Annotated in this window: 17 protein-coding genes and 1 pseudogene; 10 read left to right on the forward strand and 8 right to left on the reverse strand. The window is 64.6% G+C overall.

All coding sequences use genetic code 11. The features are described from left to right. Positions 1-4 precede the first annotated feature (4 nt). The 7 genes from V6766_RS14255 (at position 5) to V6766_RS14285 (ending at position 5,687) form a co-directional block, all read left to right on the forward strand. The gene (locus V6766_RS14255; protein WP_448467476.1) at positions 5-220 is read left to right on the forward strand and encodes a hypothetical protein; all 216 of its coding nucleotides are present in this window, start codon (positions 5-7) and stop codon (positions 218-220) included. A 327-nt stretch (positions 221-547) separates the two neighbouring features. Beyond that, a complete protein-coding gene (locus V6766_RS14260) occupies positions 548-1,735 on the forward strand; it encodes an ABC transporter substrate-binding protein (protein WP_448467478.1) in 1,188 nt (395 codons plus the stop codon). A 73-nt stretch (positions 1,736-1,808) separates the two neighbouring features. Beyond that, on the forward strand, positions 1,809-2,693 hold the full coding sequence (locus tag V6766_RS14265; protein WP_448467480.1) for a branched-chain amino acid ABC transporter permease: 885 nt from the start codon (positions 1,809-1,811) through the stop codon (positions 2,691-2,693). A gap of 1 nt (position 2,694) precedes the next feature. Further along, entirely contained in the window at positions 2,695-3,708 is a 1,014-nt protein-coding gene (locus V6766_RS14270; RefSeq protein ID WP_448467482.1) for a branched-chain amino acid ABC transporter permease, read from the forward strand. Further along, positions 3,705-4,502: an ABC transporter ATP-binding protein gene (locus tag V6766_RS14275; protein WP_448467484.1), complete on the forward strand. Its 798-nt coding sequence runs from the start codon at positions 3,705-3,707 to the stop codon at positions 4,500-4,502. Before V6766_RS14270 ends, V6766_RS14275 begins: the two co-directional genes overlap by 4 nt. Continuing rightward, positions 4,489-5,220 carry an ABC transporter ATP-binding protein gene (locus V6766_RS14280; RefSeq protein WP_448467486.1) on the forward strand — a complete coding sequence of 244 codons (732 nt, stop codon included), beginning with the start codon at positions 4,489-4,491 and terminating at the stop codon, positions 5,218-5,220. The genes V6766_RS14275 and V6766_RS14280 overlap by 14 nt, the downstream gene beginning before the upstream one ends. Then, positions 5,217-5,687, forward strand: coding sequence for a MaoC/PaaZ C-terminal domain-containing protein (locus V6766_RS14285; protein WP_448467488.1), 471 nt, complete (start codon positions 5,217-5,219; stop codon positions 5,685-5,687). The genes V6766_RS14280 and V6766_RS14285 overlap by 4 nt, the downstream gene beginning before the upstream one ends. Positions 5,688-5,713: 26 nt before the next feature. Here the strand turns inward: V6766_RS14285 and V6766_RS14290 are convergent, their stop codons facing one another. The 8 genes from V6766_RS14290 to V6766_RS14325 all read right to left on the reverse strand — a co-directional run bounded on the left by V6766_RS14290 (position 5,714) and on the right by V6766_RS14325 (position 15,375). Beyond that, positions 5,714-6,766 (reverse strand): NAD(P)-dependent alcohol dehydrogenase, encoded by a 1,053-nt coding sequence (locus V6766_RS14290; protein WP_448467490.1) that lies wholly within the window; start codon positions 6,764-6,766, stop codon positions 5,714-5,716. A gap of 27 nt (positions 6,767-6,793) precedes the next feature. Further along, a complete protein-coding gene (locus V6766_RS14295; protein WP_448467492.1) occupies positions 6,794-7,564 on the reverse strand; it encodes a 3-ketoacyl-ACP reductase in 771 nt (256 codons plus the stop codon). Then, positions 7,564-9,219: a class I adenylate-forming enzyme family protein gene (locus V6766_RS14300; protein ID WP_448467494.1), complete on the reverse strand. Its 1,656-nt coding sequence runs from the start codon at positions 9,217-9,219 to the stop codon at positions 7,564-7,566. The genes V6766_RS14295 and V6766_RS14300 overlap by 1 nt, the downstream gene beginning before the upstream one ends. Before the next feature lie 63 nt (positions 9,220-9,282). Continuing rightward, positions 9,283-10,161, reverse strand: a complete 879-nt coding sequence (locus V6766_RS14305; RefSeq protein ID WP_448467496.1) for an SDR family oxidoreductase — start codon at positions 10,159-10,161, stop codon at positions 9,283-9,285. A 9-nt stretch (positions 10,162-10,170) separates the two neighbouring features. Then, complete coding sequence (locus tag V6766_RS14310) at positions 10,171-10,971, reverse strand: SDR family NAD(P)-dependent oxidoreductase (protein WP_448467498.1); 801 nt, start codon at positions 10,969-10,971, stop codon at positions 10,171-10,173. Between the two features lie 67 nt (positions 10,972-11,038). After that, the gene (locus V6766_RS14315) at positions 11,039-12,397 is read right to left on the reverse strand and encodes a 2-hydroxyacyl-CoA dehydratase subunit D (RefSeq protein WP_448467500.1); all 1,359 of its coding nucleotides are present in this window, start codon (positions 12,395-12,397) and stop codon (positions 11,039-11,041) included. Positions 12,398-12,409: 12 nt separating this feature from the next. Beyond that, complete coding sequence (locus tag V6766_RS14320; RefSeq protein ID WP_448467502.1) at positions 12,410-13,561, reverse strand: 2-hydroxyacyl-CoA dehydratase subunit D; 1,152 nt, start codon at positions 13,559-13,561, stop codon at positions 12,410-12,412. Between the two features lie 167 nt (positions 13,562-13,728). Next, positions 13,729-15,375 (reverse strand): class I adenylate-forming enzyme family protein, encoded by a 1,647-nt coding sequence (locus tag V6766_RS14325; RefSeq protein WP_448467504.1) that lies wholly within the window; start codon positions 15,373-15,375, stop codon positions 13,729-13,731. 170 nt (positions 15,376-15,545) lie between these two features. On the opposite strand from V6766_RS14325, the pseudogene V6766_RS14330 reads away from it, so the two are divergent. The 3 genes and pseudogenes from V6766_RS14330 to V6766_RS14340 all read left to right on the forward strand — a co-directional run. Further along, positions 15,546-15,680: pseudogene (locus V6766_RS14330) on the forward strand (hypothetical protein); the annotation flags it as partial. Continuing rightward, positions 15,661-15,843, forward strand: coding sequence for a hypothetical protein (locus tag V6766_RS14335; RefSeq protein ID WP_448467671.1), 183 nt, complete (start codon positions 15,661-15,663; stop codon positions 15,841-15,843). The pseudogene V6766_RS14330 and the gene V6766_RS14335, both read left to right, overlap by 20 nt. Before the next feature lie 147 nt (positions 15,844-15,990). Next, a complete protein-coding gene (locus tag V6766_RS14340) occupies positions 15,991-16,755 on the forward strand; it encodes a tyrosine-protein phosphatase (protein ID WP_448467506.1) in 765 nt (254 codons plus the stop codon). The last annotated feature ends 2 nt before the right edge of the window (positions 16,756-16,757 follow it).

Below are 16,757 nucleotides of genomic sequence, written 5' to 3' on the forward strand. Positions count from 1 at the left end.
GCCCATGGACCGCTTCCCCGCCTTGCGGCTGATCCTGAAGCTCGGACGCCTTGGCGCCGGCTTCATGGGTATCGCGGTCACCGGCCTTTTTCTCTGGTTCGCCTGGGGCGGACTTGGCTGGTGGGCGCTTTTGCCCGCCCTTCTGGTGCTGGCGGCAAGTTACTACCTTTTCAAGAGCTATATCGAGATCATCCAGATCATCACCGAGATGGTGCATTGACTGCGGATCGCCACGATGCACGGGCTGCGGAAATGCGCGGGTGCCGCTCCCTCGGGACCGAAGCCCCAAAAGTGAGTTAGACTTACGTTTTTCTTCTCTCGGCGAAAATTTCGGCAGGCATGAACCAAGTAATGCCGTTTTTACCGCAAAACAGAAGATCAAAAAAAGTTGAGTCACCATCACGTATCACCGCAAAATACCTTGTTCGATAAAAAATAGTAATGTACCGTATAAAGTAGCCAGCGTACCGTTCGGGAGGAAGAGCCGGACGCCGCTGCAAACCGTCGCGCAAAGCGCGGGACGGACGCCACAACAGGGAGGAAAACCATGCTGAAATCCAGAAGGACTACGGCGGCGCTGGCCGCTGCTGCATTGACTCTCAGCGCAGGGCTCGCCGCAGCCGAGCCGCTTGACCTCATCGTCTGCGATGTGGACGACCGCTCCGGCGCCGCTGCGGATACCGGGATCGAGAGCCTCAACGGCCTCAACATGCAGCTCGAGTCGCTGAACGCGGCGGGCGGCATCAACGGCCAGAAGGTCGAGTTGATCGCCTATGACAGCAAGACCGACCCGCAGCTCGCCGCGAATTTCGGCACCCGCTGCGCCGAGGACGACAAGGCGCTGATGATTATCGGCGGCAGCCCCTCGGCGGTGGCCAACTCGCTGGTGACCGTCGCCAACCAGAACAAGATCCCGCTCTATATCCTGGCGGCAGCCTCCCCGCAGCTGACCGACGATGCCAAGTACCAGTTCCGTTTCGGCCCCAAGGTCACGCAGGATTCCATCGCCGTTGCCGACGCGCTGACCGAGAAGGGCGTGAAGAAGGTTGCGATCATCAACAACTCGGTGCCCTTCGGGATCACCGGCGCGGCATCGGCCGTCGAGGTACTGACGCCCAGGGGGATAGAGATCACGACGCAGCAGACCTATGACGTTGCGGCCACCGACGTGACGCCGCAGATCATCAACGTGATGCAGTCCGACCCTGATGTCATCCTGATCTACCCGTACCCGGCCGATGGCGCACGGGTGATGCGGACGATTCGTCAGCTCGGCCTGACCCAGCCCGTGATCATGCCGCGCGTGGGGCTGATGAAAGCCTTCCGCGACCTGGCCGCCGAAACCGGAAACGGTGTGCTGGTCCCCTCCTCTGTCGATCCGACCCGTGAGGATGTCGCCAGTTTCATGTCGGACTATGCCGACAAGTTCGGGCCGCTGGCACTCTCGCCGTCTCCCGCGCAGGGGCATGACGCGGGAATACTGATGGCCAGGGTGCTCGGGGATGCCGCCGTGCAGGAGCAGATCCAGGCCGGCAACCTACAGGGCGCGCGCGATGCCATCGTGGAGGCAACGGTGCGGCTGGGCAATTTCGCCGGCCTGCAGGGGCAGAAGGGGGCCACATACGATTTCACCGGCCATCACGGACCGACGGATAGCGGGTTCTTCGTCTTCGTCGAAGTGGCCAAGGATGGCCAGGAGCTGATCGGCGCCGACACGTCGAAGCTCGCCAACTGATTGGGGCCACGGCGGGCGGGGCAAGCTCTCCGCCCGCCTTTCCCAGGACCTTTTCCCAGGACCGGAGCCGCTCATGCTGATGAAACTGAGTTACCTGCTGCTGGCCGGGCTGACCAATGGCAGCGTCTATGGGCTCATTGCCCTGTCGCTGTCGGTCATCTACGGCGCCTCCCGTGTGATCAACTTCGCCCAGGGGGATTTCGTGATGCTCGGCGCCATGAGCGCGGTGCTGTTCCTGGTGACCCTCGCCCTGCCTTGGCCGCTGGCGCTGATCGCCGTGGTGGTTGTGGCCGTCGTAGTCGCGATGGGGCTGGACTACGGTGTCTACCGCCCGCTGGTGCGGCGCCGGGCCGAACCGCTGACCATCATGATCGGCACGCTGGCCGCGGCGATCATGATCTACGGCGCCTCTTTCCTGATCTGGGGGCACGAACAGAAATTCGTCCCGCCCATCCTGTCGCTGCAGCCGATGCGGCTGGGCGTGCTGATCACCAATTCGCAGCAGATTTCGCTGATCGCGCTGTTCTTCGTCTTTCTCGCCGTGACCTGGTTCATCCTCTACCGCACGCGCTTTGGTCTCTCCGTCCGGGCAACCGGGGTCGATCCCAAGGTGGCGCTGCTGATGGGCATCCGCTCGGAACGCATCGTGCAGTTCACCTTCATGTATGCCGCCGCGATCTCGGGCGTGGCCGGCATGATGGTCGGGCCGCTGCTCGGCGCCCATGTGGGCATGGGCCTGCTACTGACGGTCAAGGGCTTCATGGCGGCAATCCTCGGCGGGCTGGGCTCTCCCTTTGCCGCCGCCGCGGGTGGGCTCGCCATCGGCATGATAGAGGCGCAAATGGCCGGCTACGGCACCTCGCTTTACGCCGAACCCGCGATCTTCGTGCTGATCCTCATAGTGCTGATCGTGCGGCCCTACGGCCTTCTGGGCGATTACGAAGCGGAGCGGCGCTGATATGGCACAGAAACACCCCGACGCGCCCCGCGCCCCCACGATCGTTCCGGTGCTGGTCTTTCTCGCCCTCGGCGCGTTGCTGCCGCTGCTGCTGACCAGCGGCTTCCACATCCGGCTCGCCATGCTGGTCTGGATCTACGCGATCCTCTGCATGGGGTTCAATCTGCTCTACGGCTTCACCGGGCAGATCTCGCTGGGCCTGCCCGCCTTCTACGCCATCGGCGCCTATGCCTTCGGAATGCTCCAGACCATGCTGGGCTGGCATCCGGCGGCGGCCTTCGCCGGGTCGCTGGCGCTGGTAGCGGTGCTGTCGCTGCTGATCGCCCTGCCTCTGCTGCGGCTCCGGAGCCACTATCTCGCCATGGCCACGCTGGCCTTCATGCTGATCCAGAACGGGGTCGCGAACCGCTGGATCGAGTTCACCGGCGGGCAGAGTGGAATCGCGGTGCCGCCTCTCACCTTGGAAGGCGAACCCCTGGGCCGGACGGGCATCTATTATGTGGTGCTCGTGCTGGCGGGTGCGACGCTCTTCTTGCACGATTTCCTCATCCGCTCGCATCTGGGCCGCGCCATGCAGGCGATCCGTGACGACGAGACCGCCGCGCAGGCGCTGGGTGTCCGGGTCACCCGTTACAAGCTGCGGGTGCTGGTGCTTTCGGGTGTCCTTGCCGCCGTCGCAGGGGTCTGCTTCGGCCTTACCTCGCTGCGGGTCGATCCATCACTGTCGGAGTTCCATGTGCTGGTATCGCTTCTGACCATCGTCGTGATGGGCGGGCTTGGCACGCGCTTTGGCCCCATCGTGGGCGCGGCGATCGTTGTGGTGCTGCCGCAGGTCCTCACCTCCTTCGGAGAGCTGGAGACCGTGATCTACGGCGCTTTCATCCTGATTTTCCTGCTGTTCCTTCCGCACGGACTTTCGGGTCTCTTCGAACGCCATCACTGGCTGGCCGGGTACAGCACATCGGCACAGGCGCGGGCACAGGACCGCGAGCTGAGAGGGGAGCTGCAGCAATGAAGGACACAGCGAACGCCGGCCCCCTACTGCAGCTCGAAGACGTGGTGCAGCGCTTCGGCGGGCTGGTGGCGGTGAACCAGGTCTCGTTCCGCATCGAGCCCGGCGAGGTGAAGGGGTTGATCGGGCCCAACGGCGCGGGCAAATCCACCACCTTCGATCTGGTGACCGGAGTGCGGCCGCCGACCTCGGGCGAGATCTTCTTCAAGGGCGAACGGGTCACCCGCCAGCCCGCCCATACCCGCAGCCCGATGGGTATGGCGCGCACCTTCCAGGTGGTGCGGCTCTTCCGCGGGCTGACGGTGCTCGAGAACGTCCAGATGGGCATGCACCCGGCCTTTCCCGATGGGATCCTGCCCTCGATCTTCCGCAGCCGCGACCGGCGCAGGCACGAGGCAGAAAGCCGCAAACGCGGCATGAAGCTTCTCGATTTCGTAGGCCTTGCCGACCGGGCGGGATCGCAGATCTCGACGCTGACGCTCGGCCAGCTCCGCCTTGTCGATATCGCCCGGGCGCTGGCCTCGGGGCCGGACCTCCTGATGCTCGACGAGCCTGCCGCCGGACTTAACGATGCCGAGACCCGCAATCTCGCCGAAATGCTGGCGCTTCTGAAGAAACGCGGCATGAGCATGCTGCTGGTCGAGCACGACATCGACTTCATCATGTCCGCCTGCGACACGGTGGTGGTGATGGATCATGGGGCCAAGATCGCCGACGGCACCCCCGCCGAGGTCAGCCGCAACCGCGCGGTGATTGCCGCCTATATCGGAAAGAGGGCCGCCGATGCTACGGTTTGAAAACGTCACCGCCGGATACAATTCCTCGACCGCGCTGGAAGACGTGTCGCTCGAGATTCCCGAGGGCAAGATCGTCTCCATCGTCGGCGCCAACGGCGCGGGCAAATCCACCACGGTCAACACCATCTCGCGCATGGTCTCGACTTATTCGGGACGGATCTTGCTCGAGGATCGCGACATCACGAAGCTGAAGCCCGCCGAGGTGGTCGAGTTGGGTGTGGTGCAGGTGCCCGAGGGGCGCCAGCTTTTCGCGCCGCTGACGGTCGAGGAGAACCTGCGGCTGGGCTTTCACAGGTTGGCGCGTCTGCCCGACGCTGCGGAGCGCTACGAAGAGCGGCTGGCCTATGTGCTCGAGCTGTTCCCAGTAATGAAGGAACGGTTCTCGCAGCGCGCCGGCACGATGTCGGGCGGCGAACAGCAGATGGTCGCGGTGTCGCGTGCGCTGATGGCCGCGCCCAAGCTTCTGATGCTGGACGAGCCGAGCCTCGGCCTTGCACCGCTCGTGGTGGACAGGATCTTCGAGATCCTCGCCCGACTGCGCGAGGACGGGCTGACGATCCTGCTGGTCGAGCAACACGCTGATGCGGCGCTCGCGCTGGCGGACTATGGCTATGTCATGGCGGTCGGCAAGGTCCGGGCCGAAGGGCCCGGGCCGGAGCTGCGCGACGACCCGACGCTGCATCAAAGCTATCTTGGCAATGTGGAGGCCTACCATTGAGCGGGCATTCTCCAGAGCAGCGGGACTGGTTCGAGGATCAGGCCGTGGGTCATCGCGGGCTTTCGCCCACGCGCACCGTGACCGAGGCGGACATCGTCACCTTCGCCGGGCTCACCGGCGATATGGCCGAGCTGCACACCAGCCAGGCCCATGCGGAAGGCACGGAATTCAGGGGGCGCATTGCGCATGGCATGCTGAATCTGGCGCTGATGCATGGGCTCGTGGTGCGGGCGGGACGGCTGGTCTCTTCTGGGATTGCGCTGCTCGGTTGGTCCGAGGTGCGTTTCCTGGCACCGGTCCGGATCGGCGACACGGTGCAGGCCGAATGGGAGACGGTCGCGTTGCGCGAGAGCGCCTCACGCCCCGGCGCCGGGATCGTCACCGACCGCGTGAGTCTGCGCAATACGCGCGACGAGCTTCTGGTAACCGGCGTGGTGGCCGAACTGGTGCGCAAGCGGCCGTGTTGACGCGCGCGCAATAGAATCCTTCAGGCTTAAACGGAAGCGTTCTGCGGCAGCAACACCGCCCGCCCCCGGATCTCGCCGGCCTCTAGCAGATCGAGCGCGTCCAGCGCCTCGTCCAGATCGAAGCGCCGGACAGGCGGCACGATGGCGCCGGAGCGGGCAAGAGCGATTACCTCGACCAGATCGTTATATGTCCCGCTATAGGGGCACATCACCGTGACCCCGCGCGGGAGCGGGTTGTTGGCCGAGCGTGCCAGAAGCGGAAGTGTGCCGCCCGACAGACCGACCACCCGGATCGCGCCCCCGCGCGCCACCATGCGCGCCGCCATCTCCAGCGTGGCATCGGTTCCGACGAAATCCAGCACGATCTCGGCCCCGATGCCCCCGGTCAGCGCCTGAACCGCCTCGATCGTTCCGTCCTCGGATCCGTAAAGCACATCGGCCCAGTCGCGACTGGCCTCCCGCGCCGGCTCGGACCGGTCAATCCCCACGCAGCGCAGCCCAGTCACCGCCCGCAGGATCTGGAGCGCCATGTTGCCCAGACCGCCCAGACCGATGACCACCGCCGTGGCGCCCGGCGCCAGCAGCTCCCCGCAGGAAAGAATGGCCCGGTACGAGGTGAGCGCGGCGTCGGTCAGCGGCGCCGCAAGCGCCGGATCGAGATCGCCGATATCGAAAATCGCCGAAGCCGGCACCACCACATAGTCCGCCATGCCGCCGTGCCGGGTCACCCCCGGCGTCGCGGGCGGGCTGCGCCGCCCGGCGGTCCGGTGGCACTCGTTCTCGCGCCCCGCGCGACAGGCGCGGCACCGGCCGCAGGCCCAGCAGGGATGCACGACCACCCGGTCGCCAGGCTGCCAGCCCGTAACCCCCGGCCCAAGCGCCGCCACCTCTCCGGCGATTTCATGGCCGAGGATGGTACCGTCCGGCGTGCGGCTGTCGGTGGCGCGACGGATATGCACATCGGTCTGGCAAAGCCCCGCCGCCAGAACCTTCAGCAGAACCTCGCCCGGCCCTGGCGCGGGCCGCGCCACCTTCGCCAGCCGCAGATCACCCGGCCCGCAGAGCCGGACCGCACGCATCGTCTCCTCGCACATCGCTCCGCCCTTTCAGAAACTCTTGAAGCGCATTCCGCCGTCCACATGGATGGTCTGGCCGGTGGCATAGCCCAGCACCCCGGAGGCCAGCATCGCCACCGCGCGCCCGACCTCCGATACCTCGCCCCAGCGTCCGGCGGGCACGAAACCGCCGGCGATCAGTGCGTCGTATTTGCCGGTGGTCGTCGCGGTCATGTCGGTCTTCATCATGCCCGGCCGCACCTCGTAGCAGTCAATTCCCTCGGGTTCGAGCCGCACTGCCCAGTGCTGCAGCGCATGGGCCAGCCCGGCTTTCGAAATGGTGTATTCCGCCAGCACCTTGCCAACATGGTGATCCACCGCCACGGTGGTGACGGTCACGATGCTGCGCCGCCGATCCGACGGCGTGGCAATCATCCGCCGCGCCACCTCCTGGATCAGAAAGAACTGCGCGCGCAGATTCAACGCCATGCAGCGGTCAAAGCTTTCGGGCGTCACATCCAGAATGTCGCCCCGGTTCATCACCGAAACGCCCGCGTTGTTCACCAGACAGTCGAGCCGCCCGAAGGCAGCGAAGGCATCCTCGACAAAGCCGGGCCGTGCCGCATCGCAGGCCAGATCGCCGGGCAGCAAATGCACCTTCGCGCGGCGCCCTTCCAGCGCCGCCGCACGCGCCTCGAACGCCGATGTGACGCTCCGCCCGGCAAGGACGAGGTCGAACCCCGCCGCCGCCAGCGCCTCGGCGATGGCGCCCCCGATTCCGCCGGAGGCGCCAGTGACCAGCGCGACGGGCCGGCCCCCCATCATGCGATCTTGGAATCGCGCTGCGGACGGACCCAGCCATGCGGAACGATGCGGCCCTCCTCGACCCAGTCCTTGAGCACGTTCTTCTGGATCTTGCCGGTGGCCGTAATCGGAAAGTGGTCGACAAAGATCCAGTGTTCCGGCGTCTTCTGCGGCGACAGCCGCTCGCGGCAATAGGACCAGAGCGCGCAGCAATCGGGCAGGTTGTCGTGGTCCCTGGGATGGATCACCGCGCAGACCGTCTCGCCCCAAGTGTCGTCATGCAGGCCGATCACCGCCACCTGAACCACCTCGTCATGCTCGAAAAGCACGTTCTCGATCTCGGCGGGATAGAGGTTCATGCCGCCGCGGATGATCATCTCCTTGAGCCGCCCGGTGATGCGGAAATAGCCCTGCTCGTCCATCATGCCCAGATCGCCGGTGCGCAGCCACCCGTCCGGGGTGAGCGTCTCCGCCGTCTCCTCGGGTTTGCCGTAATATTCGGTCATCGTGTTGAAACCGCGCACCCAGTATTCGCCGATGGTGTCCAGTGGCACCGTCTCGCCGGTGGCGGGATCCACAACCTTGACCTCCACATGCGGGATCGGCCTGCCGATGGTCTGCGCCTGCAACTCGTCGCTGTCGGTGGTGAAGGTTTCCAAGAAGGGCCCGTTCGATTCCGTCTGCCCATACATGATGGCGAACTGCACCCCGAACTCGGCCTTGGCGCGCTTTACCAGCGTCTCGGGCACCGCCGATGCCCCCGAGAGGATCGAGTTGAAGCTCCTGATATCCCGGGTTTTGGCATCGGGATGGTTCAGCAGCGCGGTGATCATCGTCGGCACGATGAGCGAGCATTGCACGCCCTCCTCCTCGATGAGTTGAAGGAACAGCGCCGGGTCGAAGCTCTGCATCAGGATGAAAGTCCCTTGACGCGAGAACACGCCGATCTCCGACACGATGGAGCCGCCGATATGGAACATCGGCATGGTGTTGAGCCAGACACCGCCCATCGGGAAATCCGCCCGCTCCACGATGAAATGGGCGGCGTTGATGACCCCCCGGTGATGCAGACAGGCGCCCTTGGGAAACCCCGTGGTCCCCGAGGTATACTGGATCTGGATAATATCGTCGGCCTTTTGAGCGGGCAGCGGGCGGGCGGGATCGGCAGAGGCCTTCAGGGTTTCGACATCCGAGAAGTTGATCGCCGCCTTGACATGATCAAGCCTGGCCATGACCTCCTGTACGATGGCGACAAGGTTCTTGCCGCGCGACACATCCGCATGGATGATACCTGCTGCCCCGGCATTGCTCAGGATGTATTCCACCTCGCGCTCGGTATAGGCGGGGTTGATCGGCACGTTGATCAGCCCGGCAAAGCTCAGCGCGTGCTGGAACAGCACCCATTCCGGCGTTTCCGGCGCCAGAAGGCCGATGCGGTCGCCCGGCTCGAAAGTGTCAAGCAGCGCACGGGCCAGAAGCTGTGCCTCGTCGACAAACTCGCGATAAGTCCAGCGCCGCCGCTTGGCGGGGTCGGCCACCCCCTCGACAAGGGCCATGCGGTCGGGCACCAGTTCGGCATTCTTCAGCATCAGTTCGCCCAAGGTGCCGCCGATTAGCGGGCCGGTTTCGTATTTCGGGAAATGGCTTGTGGTAAAGCGGGATTGCGCAGTCATGTCATCCTCCTCCGTTGGACCCCCGGGGGCTCCTCCTTCCCGGGATATGCACATGCGTCTCGTCTAGCCTTGCTGTCCCCTTTTCAGGATCTCGGGCATCACCGAGCGGTGAAACCCATTAAATTCCGGGATGTTTTTCGCCTCATAGGCGCCTGTCCAGGTCTGGCGCGCATTCGGTGCGCCGCCGTCGACCCGCAGGCAGGAGCCGGTGATATAGGCCGCCGCGGGCGAGAGCAGATAGACGATGGCCGCCGAGATCTCGGCCTCGGTCCCGTAGCGCGGCAGAGGCACCTTGGCGGCATAGTCCAGCAGGCGCTGGGTGATATGCGGCTCATATTTATCAAAGCCCGAAGAGGCGATGCCGCCCGGTGCCACCGAATTCACCCGCACGCCCGAATGCGCCCATTCGCAGGCCGCGGTTTCGGTCAGGGTGAACATGCCGCCGCGCGCCGCGCCGGAATGGGCGAACTCGGGCCAGCCGTGCCAGATATCGGCGATGATGTTGACGATCGACCCGCCGTTCGCCTCCATCCAGCGATTGTAGACCTCGCGCATGAAGATGAAGCCGCCGGTCAGGTTGTTGCGGACCACCGCCTCGAACCCCTTGGTGCTGAGCGTCCTCATCTCGGCGCGGTACTGGCCGCCTGCGTTGTTCACAAGGCCGTGGAGCGCGCCGAAGCGCTTCAGCGTGCCGTCGACCACCGAAATGACCTGGTCCTCGACGCGGATATCGCAGGTCATCGCGGCGCATTTACCGCCGTCCTCGGTGATCTCCGCAACCACTTTGTCGAGCTTTTCGGTATTGCGCCCTACGATGATCACCTGCGCCCCGAGCGCTGCCAGCTCATGTGCGGTGCAGCGCCCGAGCCCCGAGCCGCCACCGGTGACGACGATCACCTGCCCGTTGAAAAGGTTCGGCGCAAAGACAGATTTATATCCCATTCTCTTGCCTCATGCCGCTGAAATGCCGCCGTTGAGGCTGATCGCCTGTCCGGTCAGTTTCGCCGCCGCGGGGCTGGCGAGGAAGGTAATAAGCTCGGCCATCTCCTCGGCATTCACCACGCCGAGCTGGGCCATCTGCTTGGCCTTGGCGAAAAGCTTGCCCGAGAATTCGCCCCCCATCACCGTGTCATGGGTCAGCGTGCCCTCGATGATCGAGGGGGTGACGCAGTTCACCCGGATGCCCGAGCGCTTGGCCTCCATCGCCAGTGTCTTGGTGAACATGATGATCCCCGCCATAACCCCACCGATGATCGACTCGCCCGGAGTCGTGGCCTTGCCCGCGTCCGAGGCGATGTTGATGATCACCCCCCGTTCGCGCGCCCGCATCCCGTCCATGACCACCCGACACATCAGCAGATGCGGCATGATCTGGGTCAGCACCATGCCCTCGATGTCGTGGATGTCGATCTTGTGGAAGAGCGTCGGATAGGGGTAGGCGCTGACCGTGGTATTCACCAGCACGTCAACGCCGCCCATGGCCTCCTCGGCGGCGGCGCCCAGCCCAATGGCCTGATCGGTCTTGCCGCTGTCGGCCGCCAGGAAATGTACCTTGCAACCGGGAAATTCCGCCTGAACCGCATCGCGCGCGGCCTCGCCCCGTTCGGCGGTGCGCCCGTTGATCGTGACCTGCGGCGCGCCCATGGCGGCGAACTTGCGGGCCGTCGCCAGCCCGACCCCGGCAGTGCCGCCGGAAATCAGGATACGTGCCTCGTCGATTTTGAGCGGAATGCGCTGCGGCGCGTCGAACATCGGTTTCTCCTCCCTAACCATGCCTCGAACAATCTAAGTAAGCGTATGGTAGACTACGTTGTGCCTTTCATGCCGCCCTTTTGCGCGCGTCCATCGCCTCGACCATAGCCTCCAGACGAGTGTTCAGGAGTTCGTCCTTGTAAAAGCTCTCGTCGGCGACATCACCTTCGAAGAACATCGCCTGACGCCCGTAGCGCTTGGCGGAACCGGCGATCAGGAACTGCGAGTTGGTCATGCCCCGGCAGGTGCGCGAGGCGTGGCAGACCACACCGTCGATATGGAACTTTTCGCAAAGCTTCTCGATCTCGCCGATCATGATCGGCGCACCGTGATTGTTGGGGCAGATCAGATAGTTCTGCGCCATGCCCAGCACCGGATTGGCCAGGTCGATAAGCTGCGGCTCCTGCCAGAAGGACATATGCGTATAGCGCCCCGCCACCACGCAGGCATTGACGGCGGCGAACTTGTCGGCAAGCCAGCCGACCTTGTTCCAGTTCATCATGCCGTCGAAGAAGAGCCGGTACTTCTCGTCCTTCACGGCCCCCTCGCCACAGGCGATACGCTGTTCGATCTCGGCCTTCACCGCCTCGAAATAGTCGACCAGCCGCTGGTCGCCCGGCAAGAAATTCACCGGCGCGATGGACACGATCCAGTCGAAGAAGCTTGCGGGCGACGGAGTCGCGGTGCAGAGGTCCATCGCCTCCAGTCGCAGCTCGGCGGCCTTCTTCACATATCCCATCGTCTCCGACAGCCGGTCGAAATCGTACTTGCGCCCGGTATGCTCGGCCAGGAAATCGGTCAGCGCCACAAGCTGCTCGGCCACATAGGCCGAGCGCTGTTGCCATTCCTCGCCCTGCAGATAGCCCGCATCCTTGCGCCCGCCCCAGAGCAGCGGGATCTGTATGGTTAACATCGGGACCTTCTTGCCGAACATGCGATAGGTGATGTCGTCCCACTGCTGCCCCGAGGAGCAATAGGGATAGGCGTTCACGATCATGTCCGGCGCCGGCAGCTTCAGCATCGTCTCGATGCGCGGATCGTTGGGATCGAGGTCCGACGTTCCGGTCTTTACCTTGTCGAGTTCGATCAGCATCTGGCCGATATGGGTGCGGGCATAGGAACAGAGCTCGCGGTCGTAGCCGCGCTGGTCGCCGCGCGCCTGCGCTCCGATCTCCTTGTGCCGCGCTGCCAGCATCGCCGCCCAGGCCTCGCCGTGTACCCAGACCAGATCGTGGGCATGGAAGAAGGGCGGGATATAGGTGCCGTTGTACCAGACGACCTTCTTGCCCTCTTCCTTGGCACGGAACACGCTTTCCCAATATTCCGAGACCATGCGGCCGCCCATCCTGGTGGCCTTCAGCTTGTTGGCCCGCTCGCCATTGCCGAAAACTGATTTTGCTATGCTCTTTTCGGTCTGGATGTCCATTTCCGGTCCTCCTCAGGCGGCTCTGGCGGTGGCGCGCCGCTTTGCTATCTCGATAAAGGTCTCCATTCGGGTCTTCAGCGCTTCGAGCGGCATCTCCTCATGCTCGGTCTCGATCAGCAGGTGAGGGATGCCGGCAGCGTCGAAGGCTTCATTGATCTCGGGATAGAAATACATGTGCGGCTCGCAGAACTTGACCATCAGGATCACCAGCCCCTGAGCATCGGCCGCGCGCATCTCGGCCAGCAAATGGCTTTCCCAGTCCATGCCCTTCATCGTTCGGGTCGGACAGGGCAGCCGGCGGTTCTTGTCGAGATACCAGTCGGCCATGGCCTCGACCGGCGGCTTGCCTTCGTCCATATCCGCATGGATGTAGCGCCAGCCGGTGAAGAGATCGTCATTCACCACCCGCCCGCCGCAATCCTCGATCAGATCAAGGATCTCGGCCTTGGGCGCGTGGCAGAGATGCCCCGAAAGATAAAGCCGAATGCCCTCTGCGGTTCCGCGCGGCAGGGCGGCGATCAGCCGGTCCATCAGCGCAATATGGTCCGCCTTGTCCATGACCATCGAGGATTTCACCACGCTCTGCAGGTCACGGGCCGAAAGCGCGATCTCCCCCGCCCTGCGCAGCGCGTAAAGCTCGCGGATCTGGGCGCGGTTGCGGTTATAGGCGGCAATGGAGGCACGGGCGCTGTCTTCGGCGATCCTGCCGCCGGTCAGTTCCTCGAGCTCCCTCCAAAGCTGGGTGAAGGTGCCCAGCGTCTCGCGCCGCGCCCAGGACGCATCGAGCGTGGTGCACAGCTGATTGAACAGGATCGGCAGACCGGGCTTTTCCGCCCGGATAACATCCGCAGTGCCCAGCAGCTGCACGCAGTGATCGCCGAAAAGGATCGCGTCCAGCCCGTCGAATGCCCCGCGCATCACCTGATCCACCAGCGACCGGTTGAAGCCGCAGTAGAAGTTGAAGACGTTCGCCTGCCCCACGGTGATCGGCTCCGGATCGTCCTGCAGCAGCACCGGCAGCACCCCCGTTGCGTGGGCAAGCTCGGCGGGGAAATGCATCGGCAGGATGCCGATCACGCCCCGTCCCGTCCGCGCCTTCCAAGCTGCGGCGTATCCCATCGGGTCCGCAACGGCCTGTCGCATCTCGTTCAATATGTCCTGCAACTGGAATCTCCGTTCGGCCACCTTATAGAACACTAGCGTACTAAGTTTTCATTACCAATCAACACAAATTATTTAATTTAATCTATTCAATATGTTATCGATACTAATTCCTGCATGATCGGAAGCATAACAACATATGGTAAGCATAGCTCACCAATTGAATCCTGTCATATCTGCCGCAGCAGCGGCAGCGTTCCGTCGCCGATCATCTCGACCAGCCGGAACTTCTGCAGCTTCCCCGTCTCGGTAAAGGGCAGCTCGCGCGCGACGTACCAGAGCCGGGGTGCCTTGTAATGCGCAAGCTCTCTCCGACAGAGCGCGAAAAGCGCCTCCACATCCGGCTCGGCACCTGGGTCGCGCATCACCAGCACCGCCCCGACCTGCTCGCCCCATCGCAGGTCGGGCACCCCCACCACCGCGGCGGAGGCCAGCTCCGGCACCTCCGCCAGAAGCAGCTCGATCTCGCGCGGATAGATGTTCTCGCCGCCGCGAATGATCATGTCCTTGATCCGCCCGATGATCCGCACGAAGCCCCGCGCGTCCATCACCCCCAGGTCGCCGGAACGCAGCCAACCGTCGGGCAGGATGGTCTGCGCGGTCTCCTCGGGCATGTCGAAATAGCCAATCATGTTCTGATAGCCACGCGTCTGGATCTCGCCCTGCTCGCCGATGGGCAGCGTCTCACCCGTGACCGGATCGGCGATGCGCAATTCCATGTGCGGCAACGGCTGACCGATGGTCTCGGCCATATCCTCCTCGCTGTCGTCGGGATGGGTGCCGGTGATGCTGCCCTGCATCTCGGTCTGGCCGTAGATGTTGGAGATCGTCGCGCCGAGCTGATCCCAGGTCTCGCGGATCAGCCGGGACTCCACCACCGACGCGCCCGAGCTCAGCCGCGTGAGGCTCGACAGGTCGTATCGCCCGCGCGCCGGATGGGCCAGCACCTGCTCGATCATCACCGGCACCAGCAGCGAGAAGGTGCCGCGATGCCGGTCGACCTGGCGCATATAGGCTTCGGCCTCCCACTCCGGCATCAGCACATGCGTCGCGCCCAGCATGACCGAGCCGATCCCCGCATGGCCCAGCGAGCCGATGTGGAACATCGGCATCGGATTGACGAAGACCCCGCCCTCCCGCAGGCCGGCGCGGGTCTGGGTGAAACGGGTCATATTGGCGACACCGGTGTGGTGAAAGATCACCCCCTTCTGCGCGCCGGTGGTGCCCGAGGTGAACATGATCACCGTCGGGTCGCGGGGAGCGACCTGCGGCAGCGGCGCCGCCGCCGTGCCTTCGGCCAGCATGGCCGCGACCTCGCGCAAGGGGATGATCTCGCGCAGGTCGGGCAGATCGGCGGCGGCCTTGCGCGCTGTCGTCTCGAGGTCGTGACCGCGATAGCTGTCGTTCACGAAAAGCCCGGCGGCCCGGGATTTCGCCAGCACGTAATGCAGCTCGCGCCGACGATATGCGGGATTCACGGTAACCAGCACCAGCCCCGCCAGGGCGCAGCCGTAAAGGACCGGCAGCCACTCCGGCAGGTTATGCGCCCAGAACGCCACACGTTCGCCGGGACGGAACCGTTGCAGCAGCGCACGGGCCATGCGCTCGGCGTCGCGGAGCATCTCTGCATAGCTCCAGCGCCGCCCGCCCTCGTGGAGCCCCTCGATCAGAGCGATCCGGTCAGGCGCCCGCTCCGCCGTGCGGCGCAGCGCTTCGCCCAGCGTGATCTCTTGCAAATCGAGGCCGCCCCAAGCCGGCCAGTGCGATGTCTCCAGGATGCGGGACCGATAGCCCCCTCCGCCGATTGCGTCTTTCATGATACCCTCCCCTCATCACCCCTGGCCCCTCCGCCAAAGCTGAGTCTGACTCATTATTGCGCGTTCGCTTGTCCGATCAAGAAAATATATATAGCGTTTTATACGCTTGCATACGATAATGCTGGCAAAGGGGGAGCAAGATGGATTCCGCACTCACCGAGGCTCAGTCGATGCCGGTGGACAGTCTGAGAAGCTTTGCGCCGAAAGAGCTGTTGCCGTATCACCCCCGCGGGGACCGGAGCGGGGAGCTTCCCGCCGATCTCTGCCCCCGCCTTGGCGAAATGAGTGTTTTCGGCCTGCGCGTGCCGGAAGCGACGGGCGGCACCGGGGCTCGGCTATCTCGATGCAGGGCTTGCCGTCGGGCAGATCGCGCGCGGCGACTGCACGCGCTGTTACGGTATCCCGAACGCCTGTTTCGCGGGCGACATCCTCAGCCGTTTCGCCGCGCCCGATCCTTGCGAAGCCTGACTCACTCCGCTGATGGCGGGCGACGCGGGCATCGTGCCCGCCAATTGCCGGGCCGCGACAAGGTTCGAGCCGCAACCGCCGAAGACGCAGCTCGACCGGGAGGGAACCGATGGGACGATACAATCCGGCAAACAGGGGGGCTCTGCGATGACCGACCGGATCCTGGACGATGTGCCCGGCACGCTGAATTTCCGCGCCGTAGCGCCCTATTCCGCCGCGGGCGGGCAGATCCGGCCCGGGCGTCTCTGGCGCAGCGGCGCCTTCGACGACGTCGGCGCCGAGGGGCTGGAGCGGATGCGCGCGCTGGGTGTGACGCGGGTCTTCGACCTGCGCAGCGATGGCGAAAAGGCGCGCCGCCCCTCGCCGCTGCTGGATCGGACCGGTTTCGACGTGCTGACCGAGGCGCATGACATTCGCTCCGGTGATCTGGCCGCCGTGCTTGCCACACCCGGCACGTGCGCCGAGGATTGCGCCGATGTGATGCGCGCGGTCTATGCCCGGATTCCGCTGGAATTCGCCGGGGTTTACCGGCGCTATCTCCGCACGCTTCTCGAGAACGAGACGCCGGTCGCAGTGCATTGCACCGCCGGCAAGGACCGCACCGGCGTCGTCATCGCGCTGCTGCTCGATCTGCTGGGCGTTGCGCGGGACGATATCTACGAGGATTACCTCAAGACCAACGCCGTGCGCGACACGCTGCGCACGCGGCTGCAAAGCCGCAATCAGGGTGTGGACTTCGGGGAGGTCCGCTACGATCTACTGGAGCCGGTCATCGCTGCGGACGAGACCTATCTCGCCGCCATGTTCGCGGCCCTCGCCGACAGCCATGGCGGCACGAGGCGCTATGCCACCGAGTCGCTCGGCCTGAGCGATGCGGAGATCGGCGCGCTACGGGCACACCTCGTCGGGTGACG

This window comes from Martelella sp. AMO21009, from assembly GCF_053484295.1.